This is a genomic window from Phocaeicola sp. GP0067, from assembly GCF_031119655.1.
GTDB classification, from domain to species: domain Bacteria; phylum Bacteroidota; class Bacteroidia; order Bacteroidales; family Bacteroidaceae; genus Phocaeicola; species Phocaeicola vulgatus.
The window spans coordinates 113,720-135,550 of sequence record NZ_JAVHZY010000008.1 but is presented as its reverse complement, the minus strand read 5'-3'; the positions used below and the strand labels follow the sequence as shown (position 1 = coordinate 135,550).

Genomic DNA, 21,831 nt, shown 5'->3' with positions numbered 1-21,831 from the left:
AGTTGTTATAAACTCCGTAAACAAAAAACATATATTTTTTAAAACCTAAACTTTATGGCAAACATTAGTAAATCAGTCAAGCTAGGGGTATTTACCCTCGCTATTATGAACGTGACTGCGGTAGTATCCCTGCGCGGGCTGCCTGCTGAAGCCGAATACGGACTGAGTTCGGCATTTTATTATTTATTCGCGGCCATCGTCTTCCTGATACCTACCTCGTTGGTAGCGGCGGAACTGGCGGCCATGTTCCAGGACAAGCAAGGCGGTGTGTTCCGATGGGTGGGTGAAGCCTACGGAAAGAAATTCGGCTTCCTCGCCATCTTCCTGCAATGGGTGGAAAGCACCATCTGGTATCCCACCGTCCTGACTTTCGGAGCCGTGGCACTGGCATTTATCGGCATGAGTGACACCCATGATATGGCCTTGGCATCCAACCGCTATTACTCACTGGCGGTGGTCTTGATTATCTACTGGCTGGCCACCTTCATTTCGCTGAAAGGCATGGGCTGGGTAGGCAAAGTGGCCAAAGTAGGCGGTATGGTAGGTACGATCATTCCTGCCGGCCTGCTGATGGTGCTGGCGGTGATTTACCTTGCTTCCGGCGGACAGAGCCAGATGAACTTTGACGGCAACTTCTTCCCCGACTTCAGCAACTTCGACAACCTGGTACTGGCTTCCAGCATCTTCCTGTTCTATGCCGGTATGGAAATGGGCGGTATCCACGTAAAAGACATGGAAAATCCTGCCAAGAACTATCCGAAAGCCGTATTCATCGGTGCGGCTATCACCGTGATCATCTTCGTGCTCGGCACCTTCGCACTGGGGATCATCATTCCCGAAAAGGACATCAACCTGACACAGAGTCTGCTGGTAGGCTTTGATAATTACTTCAAGTATGTCCATGCTTCGTGGTTGTCGCCTATCATCGCCGTGGCTTTGGCATTCGGTGTGCTGGCAGGCGTGTTGACCTGGGTGGCAGGTCCGTCCAAAGGTATCTTCGCGGTGGGCAAAGCAGGTTATCTGCCTCCCTTCTTCCAGAAGACCAACGCCAACGGCGTACAGAAAAACATTCTGCTGATCCAAGGCCTTGCCGTAACCTTGCTCAGCCTGCTGTTCGTTGTGATGCCTTCCGTACAGAGTTTCTACCAAATCCTGTCACAGCTCACCGTATTGCTTTACCTTATCATGTATCTGCTGATGTTCAGCGGCGCCATTTATCTGCGTTACAATATGAAAAAGGCCCCGCGCCCGTTCCGCATCGGCAGCAAAGGCAACGGACTGATGTGGCTCATCGGCGGTCTGGGTTTCTGTGGTTCACTACTGGCATTCGTGCTCAGCTTCATTCCGCCCAGCCAGATTGCGGTAGGCAGCAACACCGTATGGTTTGCCGTTTTGATTATCGGCTGCATCGTGGTAGTCGCAGCTCCGTTCATAATCTACGCATCGCGCAAACCGTCATGGGTAGACAAGGATACACAGTTCGAACCGTTCCACTGGGAAGAACAGGCCACAACGGCACAGACAGCGGCTCCGGTTTCCGGCGCGGCTAAAAGTTCCGCTTCAAGCGCCTCTACAAACGCTGCCGCCGGACCGGCCTCTCAAAGTACCCCGTCTCCGGAGCAACACAAATAACCCCCGCTGACGGGTTGGCCCATTCCTTTTTATCACAGGCAATTCCGGTTCCTTGAAAAGCAAGAAGCATGTTTTTCAAGAAGCCGGAATTGCTGTTTTCCACCAACCGGGATGGTTATTTCCCTCTCTCTTCCAATAATTTCCTGTAAATCATAGCCGGAATTAAAGAAACATTCCTATCTTTGTCCCCCGGTTCACTTAATAATCACGTTTGACATGAAGCATAAGGCCTTTTTCATTTTTATGACAGCCCTTCTTATAGGGAGTCCGCTTTATGCACAAAAATATAAAATAGCCCTTATCCATTCCTACCAGGAAGGGTACAGCGGTGCCGGCATTGTAAACAAACTGTTTGTCAAAGGACTGAAAGACCAGCAAATAGACTTCCAGCTGCGCACCTTTTATCTGGATTGCGAGAAATACGAATCCGTAGAAGAAGAGCGACGGATTTCCGAGTTTGCAGATTCCATCCGCTCATGGGGAGGGGATTTGATTGCCGTGCTCGATGATCAGGCAACCTACTCTGTCATGGCTTGCGGAAACCCGTATATCAGGCAGGTTCCCGTCGTATTCAGCGGGGTGAATTATCCCAACCAAGAGTTGCTGGCACAATATCCCAACATTACGGGCTACATAGACAAACCCGATTACCTCACCACCTGCCGGATGATAGAACGCATCATGGGCAAAGTCCGCATCCACATCCTGAACGGGCGGACCGTGCTTGACCGCCTTATCTGGAAAGACCTGAGCGAACAATGCAAAGGATCGGAAATCACCCTCCACCAATGGAAAAGACAAGAGGCCCGGCCCGACAAGCTGAATATCCCCATCAGTGACAAAGATGATACCGAATATGAATCCCTGTACGAAAAGCTGAACGAATACAACCAATTGGACTCCACCGTCGTAGTCCGCCTGTCCAGTGATTCCGTAGCTGCCCGCGACCTGATGTGGCTGTCCAGCGGAGTCTTCCAATACTCCCTGTTCCTGTATACCAAACGGGACTATACCACCCTGCGCATCGGCAGCCTGTTCGACAATCCCGGATTCGAAACCATCAACGAAGGATTCGGGATAAAGGAATACATGCTGGGAGGTTATTTCGCCCCCATCGAAACACAGCTAAGAGACATGACCGCCGGCATCAAAGAAAGACTGCAAGGAAAGATACCCGTCCCGGCGGTAAAACAAATCGCCAAACAGTACCTGGTCAACTGGCAGGCCATGAAGAGATACCAGATCCCCCTTGAAAGCATTCCACCGGAATATACCATCATGTACAGGCCGTGGAGGGAAAAATACGCAACCCCCATCCTGATTCTTGAAAGCCTCCTGGTCTTCACACTCCTTTTGGGGATAGCCTACCTTATTTATATCTATACACTGGAAAAAGGACGCAAAAAAGAAGCCTTGCGCAACCTCAGGTTCGAACACGAAGCATTAACGCTTGCACTGGAGGGAGGAAATACCTACGCGTGGTGTTTCGACGGAAAGACCGCCGTGCTCGACCAAGCTTTCTGCGAACTGACCAACCGTTCCCAAAACCTGTTGGGAATAGAGGAAATAGCCCACTATGTACACCCCGACGAACAAGCCCGGTTCAGAAAAAACGTATCCAACATACTACACCGGCAACGAAGAACAGCCCAATACCGTTGCCAATTCAACGACACCGGTTACCAATGGTGGGAATTCAGATACAGCGTGTTGCAGAATAATGAACAAAATCCTATCATCACCGGACTTCTGGTAAACATTCAGGAGATCAAAGACAAGGAAGAAGAACTGATACGCGCCCGCAAACTGGCGGAACAGGCGGAACTGAAACAATCCTTCCTGGCCAACATGAGCCATGAAATCCGTACTCCGCTTAATGCCATCGTGGGATTCTCCAACCTGCTCACTACCGAGAAAAACATCTCGGAAGAAGAGAAAAAAGAGTTTGCCTCCATCATAGACAACAATACCAGACTCTTGTTGAAGCTGGTCAATGATGTGCTGGAACTATCCCGCATAGAATCCGGCAATATGTCCTTTCATTGCGAGGATTGCAGCGCGCATCATTTCGCCGAAACGGTCTATCAGACCCATCAGGTAATTATTCTCCCTCCTGTGGAATTCATCAAAGAATTTCCCGACGAGGATGTGACCATACACATAGACCGTATGCGCCTCACCCAAGTCATCACCAACTTTTTGGGAAACGCCAAGAAGTTCACCTCCCAAGGACACATCAAACTGGGTTATTTCTGCGACAAAGAGAAAAAGGAAATCCATATCTTCGTAGAAGATACCGGTGCGGGAATCCCTAAAGAAGAATTACAAATGATATTCGAGCGGTTCTACAAGCGGAATGAGTTTGTACAGGGTGTAGGGCTGGGACTCGCCATCAGCAAGGTCATTGTAGAAAAAATGAACGGACACATCGATGTGCAATCCGAGGTGAACAAGGGCAGCCGTTTCACCGCCGTACTGCCCTATCTGTAATTTTATTCCTGTGCAGGCTGTTTAGGCAGGGCGAACTGCAAGACCAGATACGCCAGCACACCCGCCAGCACCGTTCCCAGTATGACACCCATCTTTGCCTGCGTCAGCAACACCGGCGAATCCCCGAAAGAGAGGTTGGCTATGAACAAAGAAACCGTAAAACCGATACCTCCCAAAAGACAGATACCTGTCAGGTTCACCCAGGTCATGCCTTTCAGCAGTCCGGCGAACCCCATCTTTATCACCAGCCAGGTAAAGAAATAAATGCCGGCAAACTTACCCGCCAGCAATCCCGCCAGCACCGCCCAGGTAGCCATCCCCACTTCCAGACCGCCATGATCCGCCGTGAGCGAGACACCCGCATTGGCAAAGGCGAACAAGGGAAGAATAATATAATTCACCATTCCATGCAGACTGTCTTCCAATGACTGCAAGGGAGAGATGACACGGTCCGAGGAAGACTCGATGCTTTTCAGCACATTGATCTGCATCTTGCTTAACACAACACTTTCCTTGTCACTGGCAGGAAAGACAGCAATGTTCTCGCGGATGCGGTTAATGTACTTACCTATCTTGTAATGAGGAGTGGCGGGAACCGTGAAGGCTGCGACAACTCCCGCAATGGTAGCGTGGATGCCGCTCTGCAAAAACAGATACCACATAATCACTCCCCAGAAAATATAAAACCAACGGTTGTGCACCCGGAAGAAATTCCCGCCGCAAAGTATCAGCAGGATACCCGCCGAAGCAATCAGGTAGTTCACCGACAGATGAGAGGTGTAAAAAAGGGCGATGACCAGAATGCCGCCGATATCATCGACCACAGCGAAAGCGGTCAGAAAGACTTTCAAGCTCAGCGGAACCCGCTTGCCGAACAGGCTGAGCACTCCCAGCGAAAAGGCGATATCCGTAGCCATCGGTATGGCCAGACCACTTTGGGCCGGAGTTCCCGCCGTCATGAAATAATAGATCAGCACCGGAACCAGCATACCGCCGCACGCCGCCACGATGGGCAAAAGCGCCTGCCGGAAACTGGACAACTCGCCCACCAGTATCTCACGCTTTATCTCCAGCCCCACACTGAAGAAAAAGACAGCCATCAAAGCATCGTTGATAAAAGTCATCAAGGTCATGTGATGCCCGTTATGACTGAAGAAATTAAATTCTCCTATCTGAAGATGCACCTCGTAATTCCAAAAGGAGGCATAAATATCCCCCCACGGAGAATTGGCCAGGAACATAGCCAGCAAGACTACCCCCATCAGCAACATCCCTCCATTAATATGATAGTGCGCCGCCCGCTGGAAGGAAAAGTTCAAGTTCAGAATTTTCAGTTTTTCCATATCAATTGAATTTAAGAGTTTGTGATAAATTGCCATCAAAACACAAGCCCTTCCTGTTATTGACTTTTTAATTTCAACTAACAGAAAGAGCCCGCTTATTGTTTGCTCCCCAGAGCTTGTTTATTCTTGAATTAATCCAGCTTCAGAACGGCCAGGAACGCCTTTTGCGGTACTTCCACATTACCGATCTGTTTCATTCGTTTCTTACCTCTTTTTTGTTTTTCCAACAATTTACGCTTACGGCTCACGTCACCGCCATAACACTTCGCGGTCACATCCTTGCGCACCGCCTTGATGGTTTCCCTTGAGATAATCTTCGCCCCGATAGCTGCCTGAATGGCAATATCAAACTGCTGGCGCGGAATCAGCTCTTTCAGTTTCTCGCACATACGCTTGCCCAGGTTATAGGCATTGTCCACATGTGTCAGGGTAGAAAGCGCATCCACCGGCTCACCGTTCAACAAGATATCCAGCTTCACCAGTTTGGAAGGGCGGAAACCCGACTGATGGTAGTCAAAGGAAGCATATCCTTTCGAGATACTCTTCAGCTTGTCATAAAAGTCAATCACGATTTCACCCAGCGGCATCTTGTAGTGAATCTCCACCCGGTTGCCCGACACATAATTCTGCCGCACCAGTTCACCGCGCTTGCCCAGACACAGTGTCATGATAGGGCCGATGTAATCGGTGGCGGTAATGATCGTGGCATCAATGAAAGGTTCCTCGATGTGGTCAATCAGCGTCGGATCGGGCATACCGCCGGGATTATGCACCTCATTGGCATGTCCCTGCTTGTCATACACCATGTACGACACGTTGGGCACGGTCGTAATCACATTCATATCAAACTCGCGGTCCAGACGTTCCTGAACAATCTCCATGTGAAGCAATCCCAGAAAACCGCAACGGAATCCGAATCCCAGAGCCAGTGAGGACTCCGGCTGGAAAGTCAGCGAGGCATCATTCAGCTGAAGTTTCTCCAGCGAAGCGCGGAGGTTCTCGTAATCTTCCGCCTCGATAGGATAAACCCCGGCAAACACCATCGGCTTCACTTCCTCGAATCCGGCAATCGCCTTTTCACACGGACGGGCGATGTGAGTGATGGTATCCCCCACCTTCACCTCGCGCGAGGTCTTGATGCCCGAAATGATATACCCCACATCTCCTGTGCGCAGTTCCGCACGGGGAATCATATCCATTTTCAGCACACCGATCTCATCTGCATCATACTCCTTGCCGGTATTGAAGAATTTCACCTTGTCCCCTTTGCGGATCACACCGTTCTCTATTTTAAAATACGCGATGATTCCACGGAAAGAATTGAATACCGAGTCGAAAATCAAAGCCTGTAGCGGCGCCTCCTCGTCACCCGTCGGGTGCGGGATACGTTCCACCACCGCCTTCAATATCTCCTCCACACCCATTCCGGTCTTGCCGGAGGCACGGATAATATCCTCATGTTTGCAGCCCAGCAGGTCGATGATTTCATCTTCCACCTCATCGGGCATGGCACTCGCCATATCACATTTGTTCAGCACGGGAATGATTTCCAGGTCATGCTCCAACGCCATGTACAGATTCGAGATAGTCTGCGCCTGCACTCCCTGCGAAGCGTCCACAATGAGCAGCGCCCCTTCACAGGCGGCTATGGAACGGGATACCTCGTATGAAAAGTCCACGTGTCCCGGAGTGTCAATCAGATTCAGTACATACTTCTCTCCCCCATACTCGTACTCCATCTGGATGGCATGGCTCTTGATCGTAATACCTCTCTCCTTTTCCAGGTCCATATCGTCAAGCATCTGCCCTTCGGTTACCTGGATGGTTTTTGTAAACTCCAACAAACGGTCGGCCAAGGTCGATTTCCCGTGGTCTATATGTGCTATAATGCAAAAATTACGGATATTCTTCATCTTTAACAGCTATCTATTTAAAAACAAACAAGTTTCTTGCTTTTCGGGCGCAAAGATACGCAAAAAGAACAAGATTTTAAAGACTACAATAAATTTATAGCAGACAATTCCCTGCTCAAAGACTGTATGCCTTTCTGGATCTTTTCCAACTGCCGCCTGCGAGGTTTATGCACTCCGGCTGCATAATGCCACAACTGGCGTTCATTGATTCCGGTAATCCGGCTCAAAGCAGCCTTGGTGAAGATGCTGCTATAATAGTTGATAAAAGTAGCGGCATCTATCTTAAATTTCAATTCAAACTCTCCCGACAAGACTTCACAAGGATTCGGATTATCTTCCAGATACAACTCTATTGCCTCCTTCATGTTATCCTCAATCTCCTTCATGTCATTGCCTACGGTAATAACGGGAGCACCTTCGATATAAGCACTCAAGTTCTTTCCTGCGTGTTCTACAATCACTTCCACTGTTTTCATATTGCCTCCTGTCCTAAAATATCAAGAGAACAAGGGGGGCTACTTTAACCCCGCTTGTCTCAGAATGCTGTAATAAGTGCCTTTCTCAACGCCTTTGCTGTTGTGATCCGGTACGATAACAATCATGCCATCCTTCTCAAATTTCATGTGGCTACCCTTCTGACTCTTCAATACAAAACCGTTTTCCAGCAACATCGTTACAACGTCTTTCACTGATTTGTAACTCATAACGTTTTGGACTTAATTACCCTGCAAATATAGTAATAATATGAATACTATTCAAAAAGATGATTCATATTATTACTATAATACAAAAAAAATGCGTTGACAACATACCAAACGATGTGCCAACGCATTTTTTTATGAGTTTAAAATCTTCTTCTTACACCAATTTTACAAAGATCTCGCCTTCCACTTCAGAAGTAACGACCTTATCTTCTCTCAGCAGCCAGCCCAGCCCCAGGAAGAAATCCTTGTCAGCTTTCAGTTTGGTTGCTTTCTTGATTTGTTTTTGTGTCAAACCTTCAGTTCCATTCAATGCTTCCCAGATTTGTCCGGCCAAAGCACCTGCTTTTTCTTTCAACATTTTCAATTTGCTTTTAGTTAAACGTTAACCGCACCCACACATTCCGATGTGAATGTTTGTGTTTCTTATCGCTTGCAAAGATACACAAAATTATGTTATTCAACACTTTTGCATCGAAAAAGTTTGTATTTCTATAAGAAAAAGCGATTTTTCAACCTATTTTTTTTATTTTTCGAGGTGTTCGCTCCAAATCCGGGCCGCTTCCTCCACCATTCTTGCACAAGGACGCTTGGCGTAATACCGTTCCGTCCTTGCTTCCGGTGTGGATACTACCGGCTCTTTTCCGGACAATCCCAGCAAATCGGCACACCGCAGGGCGCCGTTCCGCTTCTTGAATTCTTCGGCCAGTTCCTGCACCAGAGCGTAATTCGCCGCCTTGCTCTCACGGTCTTTCCCCTCGATGGCGCACTTCTCCAGCCCGGCCAGCAGGAACATGCCGCAAGCAGCACCGCAGGTTTCACGCATCCGCCCTATGCCGCCGCCGAAAGAGGCGGACATGTGCAGGGCCTGTTCACGGGTGAAACCATACAGATCGGCAAAAGCCGTCACTACGGACTGGGAGCAGTTATATCCTTCCTTGAACAAGGCAACGGCCTTTGCCACCCTGTCCTCTTCCCTAACTTCCGTATGCAAATCCAACGTATTCTTGTCTTCTTCCATTTTTCTTACCTCCTTCTTTTCTTTCCGTCTTTTTCCTTTGTTCTCATTCCGCCACATTGTTTACAATCTCACCCTTGATGAATCCTTTCAAGTTCCCCACCGCAATCCGCATCAGCCGGACACGGGCTTCTTTCGTGGCCCAGGCGATATGCGGCGTAATGAAGCAGTTCTTCGCCGTCAGCAGGGGGTTGGTATATTGGGGAGGCTCGGAAGAAAGCACGTCCAGTCCGGCAGCCGCTATCACACCCTTGTTCAGTGCGTCGGCCAGGTCTTTCTCGTTCACCAAGGGACCGCGGCCGGTATTTATCAGAATGGCCGTCGGTTTCATAAGGGCCAGGCGGGCGGCATTGACCAGCTCTTTGGTATCGGGTGTAAGGGGGCAGTGCAGGCTCACCACGTCACATTCGCGGAACAGCTCATCCAGCTCCATTTTCCGGATTCCTCCGGGAAGTTGTGACTGCGGCTTGGAAGTATAGGCGCATACCTGCATTCCGAAAGCGGCAGCGATGCGCGCCGTCGCCTGTCCGGTGTTTCCCAAGCCGATGATTCCCAGCTTCTTCCCGTCCAGCTCCACCAGGTCGGTATCCCAGTAGCAGAAGTCGGGATTGTTCGCCCAACGCCCGTGACGGTTGGCATAGGCATAATGGCCTACACGCTGGGTGATGTTCAGTATATGCGCAAAGACCATCTGGGCAACGGAAGCGGTGCTGTAGGCAGGTATGTTGGTGACAATGATGCCCCGCGCTTTCGCAGCCTGGATGTCCACAATATTATATCCCGTAGCCAGCACGCCGATGTATTTCAAGGCAGGCAGAGCGGCCATATCCTCCGCCGTAATCACCGTTTTATTTGTAATCAGCACTTCCGCTCCGGCAGAACGCTCCAATAACTCGGCAGGGGCCGTGCGGTCGTACACCGTCAGCTCGCCCAACGCCCGCATCTCCTCCCATGACAAATCACCGGGATTCAATCCGTAACCGTCTAAAACTACTATTTTCATATGCTCAAAAGTTAAATTCCATGTTTTGTTCATTTATTCGGTTAGATTGGAACGCGAATGACGCAAATTAACAGCTGCACAGCATGGATATAAACCGGCCGGAAGGTTGGATTTATGTCATTTGCGTTCCAATTTTTAATTTTATAGCACAGGATCAATGCAATTCATTTTCATTCCTTGAACCGTTCCCCCCAGAGGCTCTGCATCCGTTCCTTTATCTTCGCTTCCTGCGCATTGTTCTGCGGATGCCAGATGCGGCTGTCCTTCACCTCGTCCGGCAGGAACTGCTGCTGCACGAAATTGCCCTGATAGGCATGTGCATACTTGTAATCCTTGCCATAGCCCAACTGTTTCATCAGCTTGGTGGGTGCGTTGCGCAGATGCAAGGGAACAGGCAGGTTGCCCGTCTGCCGCACCAGTTCCAGGGCACTGTTGATTCCCTCGTATGCCGAGTTGCTCTTAGGGCTGGTGGCCAGATACACCGTAGCTTCCGCCAGCGGGATACGCCCCTCAGGCCATCCTATCTTCATCACGGCATCAAAAGCGGCGTTCGCCAGGAGCAATGCGTTGGGATTGGCCAGACCGATATCCTCGGCTGCCGAAATGACCAGTCTGCGGGCTATGAAAGCCGGGTCCTCTCCGGCCTCCACCATACGCGCCAGCCAGTAGAGCGCCCCGTCCGGATCACTTCCGCGGATGGACTTGATAAAGGCGGAAATGATATCATAATGCATCTCCCCGTCCTTGTCATATGCCAACGGATTCTGCTGCAAACGCTCGGTCACCTTCTCATCCGTAATCACCACGGGTCCGGCATCCGCATCCGCCTCCACCACCAGTTCCAGTATGTTCAGCAGCTTGCGGGCATCGCCTCCCGAAAAGCGGAGCATGGCATCCGTCTCCTTCAGCTCTATCTTCTTCTCTTTCAGTATCACGTCCTTTGCGATGGCATTATGCAGCAGTTCCAGCAAATCCTCCTTCTCCAATGATTTCAGCACATACAGCTGGCAGCGGGAGAGCAAGGGCCGGATCACCTCGAACGAGGGATTCTCGGTGGTGGCGCCTATCAGGGTCACCACTCCCGTTTCCACCGCCCCCAACAGGGAATCCTGCTGGGACTTGCTGAACCGGTGGATTTCATCAATGAACAGGATGGGGCTGGCCTGCGAGAAAAAACGGTTGCTTCTCGCCTTCTCTATCACATCGCGCACATCCTTCACACCGGAAGTGACCGCACTCAGTGTATAAAAAGGAGTTTCCAGCTTGTTGGCTATGATCTGCGCCAGCGTGGTCTTCCCCACCCCCGGAGGCCCCCAGAGGATAAAGGAGGAGATGCGTCCCGCGTCGATCATCTTGCGCAAGACAGCCCCCGGCCCCACCAGGTGTTTCTGACCTATATAATCGTCCAATGTCTTCGGACGCAAACGTTCTGCTAAAGGTTGTGCCATATCTTCATCTTTATTTCGGATAACAAAAATACAGCATATTTTCCTATGAACAAAGCCCAGGGCAACAATATAGGATTTATTTTTTTGAGGCAGAAAAACAAAAGAACATAAAAAACAAGGACTCATACAAAATGAAATACAGGTTCTTTGTCCGTCTGATCCAAAACAATTATTTTTGCAACCCTTTTCCAAAAGAGTGATTATTTCAAATTTAAATGTAATTCTAATAAAGACAGACGATGAAAAAACTTTTTTCCACCAGCCTGTTGATTTTAGCAGGTATGCTTTTACTGCTGGGTAGCTGCAAAGAGGACGAACTTCCGGTTTCCGGAGAAGGAAACGTGGCAAACAACGAATTGCCCGTCCGGCTGGCCGAAACGGATTATAACCCGGACAACACGTATTACCTGCTGAATGACAATGAATCCCAGGATGTTTATTTCGACTCCGGCCAGCGCAGCTTCTACGTCAGCCGGCCTCTTCAGTTCGGAATGGACGACGAGCACTGTTTCCAACTCCGTTTCTATAGTCCCAGAGCCTTGAAAAACGTGACTTTCTGGGCCAGGATAGACGGTTACGAGGAAGAATTCAAGTTCATGTCGCTGGAAAAGATCATGCCTTTCCAGCAACTCCGGGTACACATACCGTTCGCCACCAAGGACCTGACCGCCTATACCCGCAGCGGAAAGAAAATACGGATCATGGCAAACCCCTACCTCACGGAAGAAAACCTGACCTTCACCGTAGAGTGTGACGACCCGTACTGGGCAAGGCTGCAATCCATCCGGTGCAAATGGTACATCGCCTTCGGCAGATACAGCGACACCCAGGACAGCTGGAAGTACAAGATGAAGGCTTCGCACACGCGTGAGGCGGTGGCCATCGCGCTGAACATGGCGTATATGTTCTCGTCGGAACGGTTCAAGACCGCCCTGTACGAGTTCGGCCCGCTGCACAGCAACAATGACAAGGCGGAAATAGACAAGACCGCCCTGCTGGCCAACGTGCTCAACCACCGCGGACTGACCTTCGGCTATACCACCGGCGTGATGGGACTGGGCGGAGGAACCACCTTCGGCATGCATGAAGTGTGTTATCTGGAACACTATGCCGATGACAAAAGCATCACCGAAACCATATTCCACGAGTTTGCCCACTGTGTGGGCTACGGCCATGCGGGAAACATGACTTACGAACAGACGGGACCGGGGTGGATCACCCTGTGCAACAACGTATATGTGGCGCTGTCGCTGGACAAGGAGCTGCCCGTCTATTCCCGCCGCTTCCTGCACACCCGCTGGAGCAGGAACCGTTATTTTGATGATATATACGTGGCTTCGAAACACATTATCGAAGACCCGGAACTCGATGCGCTGGACGGCGGCCTGTCTCCCCTGCGCGGAGAGACCGACCGGGGAGGAAACGACGGGGAGCCGGTGGCGTTCAAGCTGGATTATACCGACTTGCCCGGCGCTACGGGAACCACCTTCCGCCCCAAGGATGTATATGTGTACGGAGATACCCTGTATGCCGTGAACGATGCGGACAACCAGTACAGCGTAGAGGTGTTCGGCCTTGCCGGCGGCGGCAAGAAGCACTTGGGAAGCATCAAGGAATGGAAACACGGAGAAGCTACCGGGAAATTCGGCGGCCGCCCGAACGGTATCACCCGTGCCCACGACAAGATTTATGTCACCCACGAAGGAAGCCGTACCGAGATTTTTGATGCGAAGAGCCATCAGTTCCTTACCTGCATAGGCAATGGAAGCTGGGGAACGGGGCCCACGCAGACCGTACATGCCTTCGATGTGCTGCTCTACAAAGGGCTGGTCATGATACACGACAAACGCTACGTCAACTTTGTAGAAGAGCAGGCTATACAGTCCGGAGTGACTCCGCGGATTTATGTACGTTCCGAACATCTGGGCGAAACAAACGGCACTTACGGCATGGCGGTGGACGAACAGACCGGCCTGCTCTACTCCACCCATCCCGCCAAACGCATAGACCTGTTCGCCCCCGACGGGATACGGGAAGGAGTTTCACCCAAACGCACCGGGCAACTGGCTTATAAAAATGTACCCTACGACTTGGATTTCTACGAAGGAAGGCTGTTTGTAAGTTCCAACGGCACAGAAAAGTTCTGTGAGGTCAATCCCCGGACGGGAGAGATCGTGAAGGACCATACCACCATCGGCGGCATCACCCTGCAAGCACCCGAGAAGTTCTGCATCCGCCGCCACACGCTGTTCATCACCGACCGCGTGAAAAACGGGACATGCGTTTACGCCATCCCCATGAGTGAGCTGAAATAAATATATACCTATATAATATAGTAAGAACAACATGAAAATATACGCTTATATCCTGATTGTGCTGTCCGGAGTCCTGACGGCACAATGCAGCAAAGTCACCCTGGATGAAATCTGCGGCTACCCCTCCGCTCCCGGCGGAGGAAACGGGGAAGGAGAAGGAAACGGGGATTATAACAGTTACTGGTATTACTCGTATGAGGCGGCGCAACTGATTGATGCGGAAACCCTGGGCATGGAAACGGCCGAGGATTTCACCCCTTATACCGTCGCTCATCTGGGGGATACCCTTTTCATCGCAAACATCGGAAAGGCAGGCAGCAGCCTGTTGCTGTTCAGTATAAAGAAAGGTGAACGGCTGGGAACCTTGCAGAGCTGGCAGCACGACGGCGGGGAGAAGAGTTTCGGAAGTCAGATAGAAGCCATCGTGCCGTCGGGCAACCGGCTGTATGTGGCCGAACGCCAGTCGCGCATCCATGTATTCCGGTTGCCGGAACTGTCCTACCTCACCTGCATAGGCAACGGGCAATGGAGCGGCCCCGTATTCCAGGCACAGGCCATGACGGTAAAGGACGGGCTGATTTTCGCACGCGACAAGAACGGAATGGTCAGCATTTACAAAGAGGAGGATGCCACCCCGGAAAATTACCAGAAGGTGAACCGCTACCGCCGGGCATCCGGCAACGGCAGTCCGGGCAACAACGGCTTTGCCAGCCATTCCATGCAGCCCGATGCGGAAGGGCATCTGCTGCTCACGGATTATGAAGGGAAGAAAATACGGGTGCTCGATCCGGCACTGGTCAACGATGATCTGGCGAACGACGCTTCCATCGATCTGGACGACCTTTCCCTGTCGCCCGGCTTCAAGCCCAAGACACTGGCGTTGTGCGGCGACCGCTGGTATGCTACCGGCGACAATGATGCCATCAACATATACGAACGCCAGTCCAACGAATGGAGCAAGAAAATAAAAACTGTAAAAGGATATGCTTTTTCCCAGCCTGCCCGCATCTATGCGCAAAACGACTCTGTGCTATGGGTTTCGGACACGCACAGTTCCAAACGGACACTGGTGAAAATGCTGGTGCATAAGGGAGAAATACGGGAATAGAGGTTCTATTCCGTTCTTTATCCAGAATGCGAATGACACGAATGGCGCAAATTGGGTTTATATCTCTGATTGGCGTCATTCGTGTCATTTTCATTCACACATATCAACCTTGCCAATCTTTCAATGCGACTGTCAACAGGAGCCGGTCGTTCACTTGCCATATCGATTACGCAATCGGGGAAGCCATTCTTTTTATCTGGCCGCACTCCATCACAATCCCCTTTCAAGGCTCCCCTATCGCCCCCACAATCAGCTGTACCTGAGCCGGCATATAGGTACGGCAGCTCAAGCCACTGCCCATCTTCTCCAGTTTCTCCCTGAGGTGAGGATAATAGTCAATCCAATACTGCAACTTACGGTAAGCCACCTGCGGATTCAAATCCGGGAAATAACACAGGGCCAGTTCGGTGCGGCCATACGTGCGTATCTCAAAATTCTCCATACATTCCATACTTTTTATTTACTTCCATAAAAGTACGAAAAACGGACGAGAAGAAAGAATGTTTTTCCAACAATAATCAACTAGAATCAACTGTTATCAACTACAACCCACCGGAATCAACTTTCCGGAATCCGCACATCGTATCTTTGTAATGTCGGGACGATGAAGGCGAAAGATCTATAATCTTACAGCTGTAAGATATAGGATCTTACACGTGAAAGATAGGGTTCTTTCAGCAGTCGGCAACCAGTGGCTGACGGTTAATGGACAGTGACTGACGTCTGACTTGCTTCATTCCCCGGCAACAGTGTTTCTTAATTCTCAATTATCAACTTTTAATTTTAACAGACTATGGTAAATTACAGTATCGTTATGCGTAGCAATCCGATGGACGCGGATGCCGCCAAGAAGGCTTACGCCAGTGCACAGTATTCGGAAGTGATGGACATCAACCGCTTTGCCGAGCACATCGCCAGCCACGGCTGTGTGTACAAGCGTGCGGACATCGTGGCTATCCTCACCATGGCGGTGGACTGCATGAGGGAACAGCTTCTGGGAGGACAGAAGATACAGCTGGGCGACTTGGGGGATTTCTCCATCAGCATCAACAGTATAGGAGCGGAAAGCGCTGCCGACTACAATCCTGCCATCCACGTCAGAAAGCTGAATGTGAACTGGAGTGCCGGAACACGTTTCCAGAACTTGCAGGAGGAAGCCGTGTTCAACCTGGTGGCCACGCGCAAGGCGGCCCGACTGGTGGTGAAGGCGCTGAAAGCCGGAAAGACCAGTGTGGATCTTACCGGAGAGGCGAAGGAGCCGGAAAACGGAGGACAGGCCTGACGGAACCCCTGTACGACGGAAGCAAGGCACGACGCTAAAGGCACGACGCTAAAGGGCTGAATGTGCCCCTGTGACAAGCCGTTTTCGTTGGGGTACATTCAGCCCTTGGCTTCCATTACAATTCATTTATTATCAACCTCTAAAACAAAATTCCAATGAGTTCAAAAACAAAGAAAAACACCTGGACACTGATTCTGAAAGTAATTATCACCGTAGCCACCGCTGTTGCCGGCGCACTCGGTCTGAACGCCTGTATCTGATGATCATGAGAACCATTACCCTGATTATTATCCACTGCTCCGCCACCCCTGAGGGGCGGAGGCTGGATTTTGAGACTTGCCGCCGGGACCACATCCGCCACCGGGGCTTCACGGACATAGGATATCATTTCTATATCACCCGTGACGGAGAGATTCACCGCGGACGACCTCTGGAAAAGGTGGGAGCGCATTGCAAGAACCATAACCGGCATTCTATCGGCATCTGCTATGAAGGAGGACTCTCGGCGGACTGCACACCTGCCGATACGCGTACTCTGATGCAGAAGGGAAGTATGCTGGCACTGTTGCGCGAGCTGCGCCTCCTGTTCCCCAAAGCGTTGATAGTGGGGCATCATGACTTGAATCCCGTGAAGCCGTGCCCTTGTTTTGATGCTGTGAAGGAATACCGCTTTTAAGGGAAGCTTTCTCCAAAGATAGGGTTTCCAATGAGAGCCGTTTGTTTTCAAAGAGGCTTCTTCAAAGATAACGCATCCAAGGGGGCTTTCTCCAAAGATAGCGTATCCAATGAGAACCGTTCGTTTTCAAAGAGGTTTCTTCAAAGATAACGTATCCAAGGTGGCTTTCTCCAAAGATAGCGTATCCAATGAGAACCGTTTGTTTCCAAAGAGGCTTCTTCAAAGATACTGTATTCAAGGATGATTTCTCCAAAGATAGCGTTCCTTTCCTCCGCTTTGATTTCCTGACCCTTCATTCAACTAATCTTTTCATTTAACAATAATAAAAATGAACTATCTGATAAACCAACTCATGACCGTGGACAAAGCCTTCTACCGTCATTATCTGGAAATGCTGCTCACCCTGAACCGCATCCAAGCCCTCACCCCCTGGCAGATGTCCATGCTGCTGTGGAGAGCCAAGATTTTCCATATACAGGTGCTCTATCCCGAACTGCTGCGCATCAGCCTGTGCACGGAGCAGGAAAAGGACGAGATACGCTTTATGAAGGGATGGAAACTGAAAGAGCTGGAGAAAATAATGCCCGCATGGCAGCGACGGCAGTGCGAGGAGATAAAACGGGAACGGTGGAGAGGATTTTAATGACTAATGAGGAATGACCAGTGATCACTGAGGAATGACCAGTAATCAGTAAAGCCTGCCGGCAGCATGATCTACTTGTAAGCAACTTTTAAAGGGGGTATGTCAAAATAAAATAACTACTCCGAGAAGTTACAGACTGTAACTACAAGACCTAAAAGGCGAATGTCAAAACTCAGTTTTTGAAAACATGAACTTACAATCTGAAATTTGAGCATCCTAAAAGACTAAAGAAAGGGTCGTATCATTACTCCATACAGAGCTTGATACGATCCTTTTACGTGTTATAATTACTATCTGTAACTTTTCGGGGTTGTCCTTTTTGTTTTGACATCTCCCTTCTCCTATCCCCAAGTTATTCAGGAACAGCAACATTCAACTACTTCATTCCCCCTCATTAAACCCCAGGCCCTGCTGTTCGGGCTTCAGCTTCTCTGTCAGGAAATTGGTATGCTCCCACTTCGGTTCGGGCGGATTATGATCCAAGGTCCTCTCCTCGGTAGGCGTGTAGCGTCCGTTGTAAGTGCTGAAGGCGAAAAAAGCATCTCCCGGTCCGCCCAGATGGTCGAAACGTACCTTGGCCACACGCACCAGCACCTGCCCCAGTTCATCGTTACGGTCTACCACCATTCCATAATCCGTCTTGTTGAAAAAGGCCGCCGAGCCGTTGATATCATACAGCGTGGGCACAGGCCAGCGTTTGCTTCCCGGTTCGCGGCGCAACTTGGTGGGATGCGCCACCAGAATGAGCAACACCTTGTGCTTCACGGCAAAATTGGAGAACTCGTCGAAGATGCGGCTGATGTACTGCGTTTCCGTTTCCCAGTCGGGAATCTGATGCTCGAAGCGGTTGAAGGGGTCCACCACCAGCACCTTCACTCCTTTCCGGCTCACCAGTTGGGCGGCAATGCGGAGCACGCTCTCTACCGAGAAGTCCTCTTTCGGCATAATGGAAAAGACACTCTGTGCCAGGTAACGGATGGCCTGTCCGGCTTCCGGCAACGGCATCCCCTTGTGTTCGAAACGCTTGCCCACCACGCGGCGTATCAGCTTGCGGTAGTGATAGGCCAGCGGGGTATTCTCCGGACTGAAATAGCCCACCTTCCAATCGTGGCGCAGGAGCAGGCGCATGGCAATTTCGTCCACAAACTCGCTTTTTCCGCTGCCGGGAACGCCTGTAACCGTGAGCACAAAACCACGCTCGAACTTGATCAGCCGGTCCAGATTCTCCAGTCCCGTATCGGCTCCCTCCGGCATTCCGTTGTAATAAATATCCATCAGCGTATCCCATTCGTCCATGGGGCAGAAGACTCCTTCCAACGGGATTTCCGCCGCCTGCTCCACCTGCTGGCGGAGCCTCGGAAGATCGTACTTCAACAGATACTCGTTGGCATCCTTGCAGCCTTCTCCCCAGGCCACCACCTTGCAGCGGTCCATGCCCAGGCGGCGCACCAGTTCGTCGCGCAACTCCACTCCGCGCCTGTCGGTATCCATGGCCAGGATGATTTCCGTCTTGTCATCGAAGTGCGACTCCACGAAGCGGTCCAGCCACTGAAGGTTCGCGCCTCCGGCTCCGTTGGGTACGGACACCACCTCTTCCAGTCCTGCGGCTATCAGGCTGAGGGCATCTATCTCGCCTTCGGTGATGTAGCACTTTTCCTTCCCTTTTATGGCGTCTATGTTCCAAGGAATCAGCTCGGCTCCTTTCACCATCTTGAAATGCTTTGCGGCATCCCGGAATTTCATGTTTTTCATTACTCCGTCCTCCAGGTAAGGGAAGCAGATGCAGGCTTCTTCCTTGCCGGTCTGCGGCAGGAATTCCAAGCGTTCCTCTATCTTCATCCTTGTCAGGACGTCCATCGGAATACCTCGTCTGCCGACCATGTATTCCATCATTTCTCCATTCATAATTTGTTTGTTTTTATTGATTACCGGGCATACGTAATGTACAGGCGGTTGCAGGGGGATGTGCGGCTTGCGTTGCGACGTGTTATGGTGCTGCGATGCTGCATCGTGGTGCTGCGCCGTGTTACGGTGCTGCGGTGCTGCATCGTGATGCTGCGACGTGTTACGGTGCTGCGATGCTGCATCGTGGTGCTGCGACGTGTTATGGTGCTGCGGTGCTGCATCATGGTGCTGCGACGTGTTGCGTTGCTGCGATGCTGTATCGTGATGCTGCGACGTGTTGCGGTGCTGCGGTGCATCCTTCTGCTGTTTCTGTCGTTCCCGGTCTTGTTGTTTCTGTTCTCTTTTCCACATCTCGTCCTCGTTCCACGCTATGGCGAAATCACAATGAAAGCATTTCGCCCATCCCCCTTCACGGGTGATATGCACACTGAACGAAGGATCTTTGGGATTGCTTCGCGTTGCGGAACATTCGGGACAAGGCATACGGAAATGGTCCTTTCTGCGCGGCAGGCTTTTCAGCCACCGCACATAGTCTGCATGTTCTTCGCGCGTCATATCCAGCTCTGTTTCAGGTTATCCCAGGTGGCACGTCCGTTGGGGCGCGGGGGTGCATCGGCAGGAAGAGGAACTCCGCAATACGAACGTTCACCGGTCAGCGGATTGTACGTTTCGTAGGGCGAGAGCGATGTCGATTCATTCTGCATCCGGCTTCTTTCTTTCAGCTTTTCTTCCAGAAAAAGACGGGTGGGCCTTTCTCGGCGGATGTAGTTGGCGAAATAAGCTTCGGCTTCGGACACGGAAGTGATTCCTCCTGTGTTTCCTTGTGCCACGACATGTTTCTTGAACAGATCACGAATAAAAGAAAGATTGTTCAAAAAGAGTTCTTTCAAACCTGACATCATCCCCACAGCCTCCAGCCAACTCTGAGTAATGAAAGCTTCATTGATGCATTGTTCCCATCGGGGCATCGTTTCGGACAATTCGGAAAATCGGGAAAGTTTATCAACAGCAGCAACAGCAATTATTTCTTTTTCTTTGTTATTGTTGTTTTTCTTCTCTCCTCTATTCTTTTCTTCTCTTATAAAGCTTTGCTTAAAGCTTGCTTGCAAGTTCTTTCCATAACACTCATTATCAACACTTTGAATCACATTTTTGACTGAATTTTCATTTGTATTTTTTGCAGTCGTATTTTTCATACTTTCCGCACTACTTTTCACGTTGCTTTCCGTGCTGTTTTCCTTGTAGATTTCCTTATTATAATCCGAATGGATTGGCTTGCTGCTCTCCATGCAGACAGTCTTGTTACTATCTACATTCCTGCTTTCCATATAAATTCTCTCTTGGCTATCCATACTGGGTGCACCACTGCTTTTTAGGTAGACTTCCTTGTTATTATCCATGCAAGGTGTATCACCGTTTTTCAGGTAGACTTCCCCGTTATTATTCACACAAGATATATCATCGCTTTTCAGGTAGATTTCCTCGTTATTATCCATGCAGGGTGTATTACCACTTTTCATGTAGATTTCCCCGTTATTATCCACGCAGGGTGTATCATCGCTTTTCATGTAGACTTCCCCGTTATTATCCGTGCAGGGTACATCACCACTTTTCATGTAGGCTTCCCCGTTATTATCCATGCAAGGTGTATCATCGCTTTTCGTATAGATTTCCTCGTTACGATCCATGCAGGACGTATCACCGTTTTTCCCTTCGTTGATTCTGCCCCTTCCTATTGTAGACGCAGTTGCTTTTGCAGATGCTTTCACCGTACTTTTCTTACTGCTTCTCCCTCCCTTACTGCCGGCAGCGGCACGTTGCTCGGAAAGTTTGCTCTGATATCCCATCACCTCGTCCAGATACAGACATCGGAAATACCCGTCCTCTGTAATGAGAAACAAATCGAAGTCCTTAATAAGATGTTGCAGATTTTCCACGGTAGCTCCCCACTGATCGGCCAGCAAATCCAGTTCGTTAAAATCATGTTTGTATTCCTGCTGTTTTCGCAGAAACAATATCGTTTCAAGATACAACCCCAGCCCCATGCATTTCATGTCGGCATTCAGCTTCATCATTTTGTAATCCGACATCAAGCTGCAATTCAGCCGGATAAACTGCTCTGTATAATCCATTTCTTTTGTGTGTTAGTATAAATATAACGCAAAGGAACGCAAAATATAAATAGGGCGTTGCTCACAAAAACAGGCAATTGTTAATAAATATTTCCTATCTTTGCCGAGACATTTTGTAAGTAGCTATGATTATGCTATTTACAAATTATTATTTAATAATTTAATTTTTAGTAACATGAAAAAAATTTGAGATCATCAGCACTTGCATCAGTAATGCCGTGC

Annotated in this window: 20 protein-coding genes; 8 read left to right on the top strand and 12 right to left on the bottom strand. The window is 50.0% G+C overall.

The genetic code is table 11. The features are described 5' to 3' along the window. Positions 1 to 54: 54 nt before the first annotated feature. Together gadC and RE317_RS08905 are read left to right on the top strand one after the other, a co-directional pair. Positions 55 to 1,632: a putative glutamine/gamma-aminobutyrate antiporter GadC gene (gene gadC, locus RE317_RS08910; protein ID WP_005841477.1), complete on the top strand. Its 1,578-nt coding sequence runs from the start codon at positions 55 to 57 to the stop codon at positions 1,630 to 1,632. Between the two features lie 216 nt (positions 1,633 to 1,848). Next, positions 1,849 to 4,122: a PAS domain-containing sensor histidine kinase gene (locus RE317_RS08905; RefSeq protein ID WP_008671261.1), complete on the top strand. Its 2,274-nt coding sequence runs from the start codon at positions 1,849 to 1,851 to the stop codon at positions 4,120 to 4,122. 2 nt (positions 4,123 to 4,124) lie between these two features. Here the strand turns inward: RE317_RS08905 and nhaA are convergent, their stop codons facing one another. The 8 genes from nhaA to RE317_RS08865 all read right to left on the bottom strand — a co-directional run bounded on the left by nhaA (position 4,125) and on the right by RE317_RS08865 (position 11,548). Further along, on the bottom strand, positions 4,125 to 5,465 hold the full coding sequence (gene nhaA, locus RE317_RS08900; protein ID WP_007846505.1) for a Na+/H+ antiporter NhaA: 1,341 nt from the start codon (positions 5,463 to 5,465) through the stop codon (positions 4,125 to 4,127). A gap of 131 nt (positions 5,466 to 5,596) precedes the next feature. Beyond that, positions 5,597 to 7,378 (bottom strand): translation elongation factor 4, encoded by a 1,782-nt coding sequence (lepA, locus tag RE317_RS08895; protein ID WP_005841470.1) that lies wholly within the window; start codon positions 7,376 to 7,378, stop codon positions 5,597 to 5,599. 83 nt (positions 7,379 to 7,461) lie between these two features. Then, positions 7,462 to 7,854: a type II toxin-antitoxin system HicB family antitoxin gene (locus tag RE317_RS08890; protein WP_005841468.1), complete on the bottom strand. Its 393-nt coding sequence runs from the start codon at positions 7,852 to 7,854 to the stop codon at positions 7,462 to 7,464. 39 nt (positions 7,855 to 7,893) lie between these two features. Continuing rightward, positions 7,894 to 8,082: a type II toxin-antitoxin system HicA family toxin gene (locus RE317_RS08885; RefSeq protein ID WP_005851585.1), complete on the bottom strand. Its 189-nt coding sequence runs from the start codon at positions 8,080 to 8,082 to the stop codon at positions 7,894 to 7,896. 154 nt (positions 8,083 to 8,236) lie between these two features. After that, positions 8,237 to 8,440 (bottom strand): winged helix-turn-helix domain-containing protein, encoded by a 204-nt coding sequence (locus RE317_RS08880; protein ID WP_005841464.1) that lies wholly within the window; start codon positions 8,438 to 8,440, stop codon positions 8,237 to 8,239. A 165-nt stretch (positions 8,441 to 8,605) separates the two neighbouring features. Continuing rightward, the gene (locus tag RE317_RS08875; RefSeq protein ID WP_117694877.1) at positions 8,606 to 9,100 is read right to left on the bottom strand and encodes a C-GCAxxG-C-C family protein; all 495 of its coding nucleotides are present in this window, start codon (positions 9,098 to 9,100) and stop codon (positions 8,606 to 8,608) included. 43 nt (positions 9,101 to 9,143) lie between these two features. Beyond that, positions 9,144 to 10,100, bottom strand: a complete 957-nt coding sequence (locus RE317_RS08870) for a D-2-hydroxyacid dehydrogenase (protein WP_007846502.1) — start codon at positions 10,098 to 10,100, stop codon at positions 9,144 to 9,146. Positions 10,101 to 10,270: 170 nt separating this feature from the next. Continuing rightward, positions 10,271 to 11,548 carry a replication-associated recombination protein A gene (locus RE317_RS08865; RefSeq protein WP_005851579.1) on the bottom strand — a complete coding sequence of 426 codons (1,278 nt, stop codon included), beginning with the start codon at positions 11,546 to 11,548 and terminating at the stop codon, positions 10,271 to 10,273. A gap of 239 nt (positions 11,549 to 11,787) precedes the next feature. Between RE317_RS08865 and RE317_RS08860 the strand changes: the two genes are divergently transcribed. Then, on the top strand, positions 11,788 to 13,863 hold the full coding sequence (locus tag RE317_RS08860; RefSeq protein ID WP_120002700.1) for a hypothetical protein: 2,076 nt from the start codon (positions 11,788 to 11,790) through the stop codon (positions 13,861 to 13,863). 31 nt (positions 13,864 to 13,894) lie between these two features. Beyond that, positions 13,895 to 14,971, top strand: coding sequence for a hypothetical protein (locus tag RE317_RS08855; RefSeq protein ID WP_005841454.1), 1,077 nt, complete (start codon positions 13,895 to 13,897; stop codon positions 14,969 to 14,971). A gap of 223 nt (positions 14,972 to 15,194) precedes the next feature. Here RE317_RS08855 and RE317_RS08850 read toward each other — a convergent pair whose 3' ends face one another. Further along, entirely contained in the window at positions 15,195 to 15,413 is a 219-nt protein-coding gene (locus RE317_RS08850) for a DUF4248 domain-containing protein (protein ID WP_032952811.1), read from the bottom strand. A 351-nt stretch (positions 15,414 to 15,764) separates the two neighbouring features. Here RE317_RS08850 and RE317_RS08845 point away from each other — a divergent pair, with 351 nt between their 5' ends. The 3 genes from RE317_RS08845 (at position 15,765) to RE317_RS08840 (ending at position 16,929) form a co-directional block, all read left to right on the top strand. Beyond that, the gene (locus RE317_RS08845; protein ID WP_005851571.1) at positions 15,765 to 16,253 is read left to right on the top strand and encodes a hypothetical protein; all 489 of its coding nucleotides are present in this window, start codon (positions 15,765 to 15,767) and stop codon (positions 16,251 to 16,253) included. 155 nt (positions 16,254 to 16,408) lie between these two features. Beyond that, complete coding sequence (locus tag RE317_RS20975; RefSeq protein ID WP_151848801.1) at positions 16,409 to 16,513, top strand: smalltalk protein; 105 nt, start codon at positions 16,409 to 16,411, stop codon at positions 16,511 to 16,513. After that, positions 16,513 to 16,929, top strand: a complete 417-nt coding sequence (locus RE317_RS08840) for an N-acetylmuramoyl-L-alanine amidase (RefSeq protein WP_007846495.1) — start codon at positions 16,513 to 16,515, stop codon at positions 16,927 to 16,929. The genes RE317_RS20975 and RE317_RS08840 overlap by 1 nt, the downstream gene beginning before the upstream one ends. Positions 16,930 to 17,069: 140 nt before the next feature. Here RE317_RS08840 and RE317_RS08835 read toward each other — a convergent pair whose 3' ends face one another. Beyond that, entirely contained in the window at positions 17,070 to 17,225 is a 156-nt protein-coding gene (locus tag RE317_RS08835; protein WP_165859754.1) for a hypothetical protein, read from the bottom strand. A gap of 32 nt (positions 17,226 to 17,257) precedes the next feature. Here RE317_RS08835 and RE317_RS08830 point away from each other — a divergent pair, with 32 nt between their 5' ends. Then, positions 17,258 to 17,572 (top strand): hypothetical protein, encoded by a 315-nt coding sequence (locus RE317_RS08830; protein ID WP_005851565.1) that lies wholly within the window; start codon positions 17,258 to 17,260, stop codon positions 17,570 to 17,572. 381 nt (positions 17,573 to 17,953) lie between these two features. Here the strand turns inward: RE317_RS08830 and RE317_RS08825 are convergent, their stop codons facing one another. Both RE317_RS08825 and RE317_RS08820 read right to left on the bottom strand, forming a co-directional pair. Further along, positions 17,954 to 20,032: a DnaB-like helicase C-terminal domain-containing protein gene (locus tag RE317_RS08825; RefSeq protein ID WP_181987487.1), complete on the bottom strand. Its 2,079-nt coding sequence runs from the start codon at positions 20,030 to 20,032 to the stop codon at positions 17,954 to 17,956. Continuing rightward, positions 20,029 to 21,609 carry a DUF4373 domain-containing protein gene (locus tag RE317_RS08820; RefSeq protein WP_117889597.1) on the bottom strand — a complete coding sequence of 527 codons (1,581 nt, stop codon included), beginning with the start codon at positions 21,607 to 21,609 and terminating at the stop codon, positions 20,029 to 20,031. The genes RE317_RS08825 and RE317_RS08820 overlap by 4 nt, the downstream gene beginning before the upstream one ends. Positions 21,610 to 21,831 lie beyond the last annotated feature (222 nt).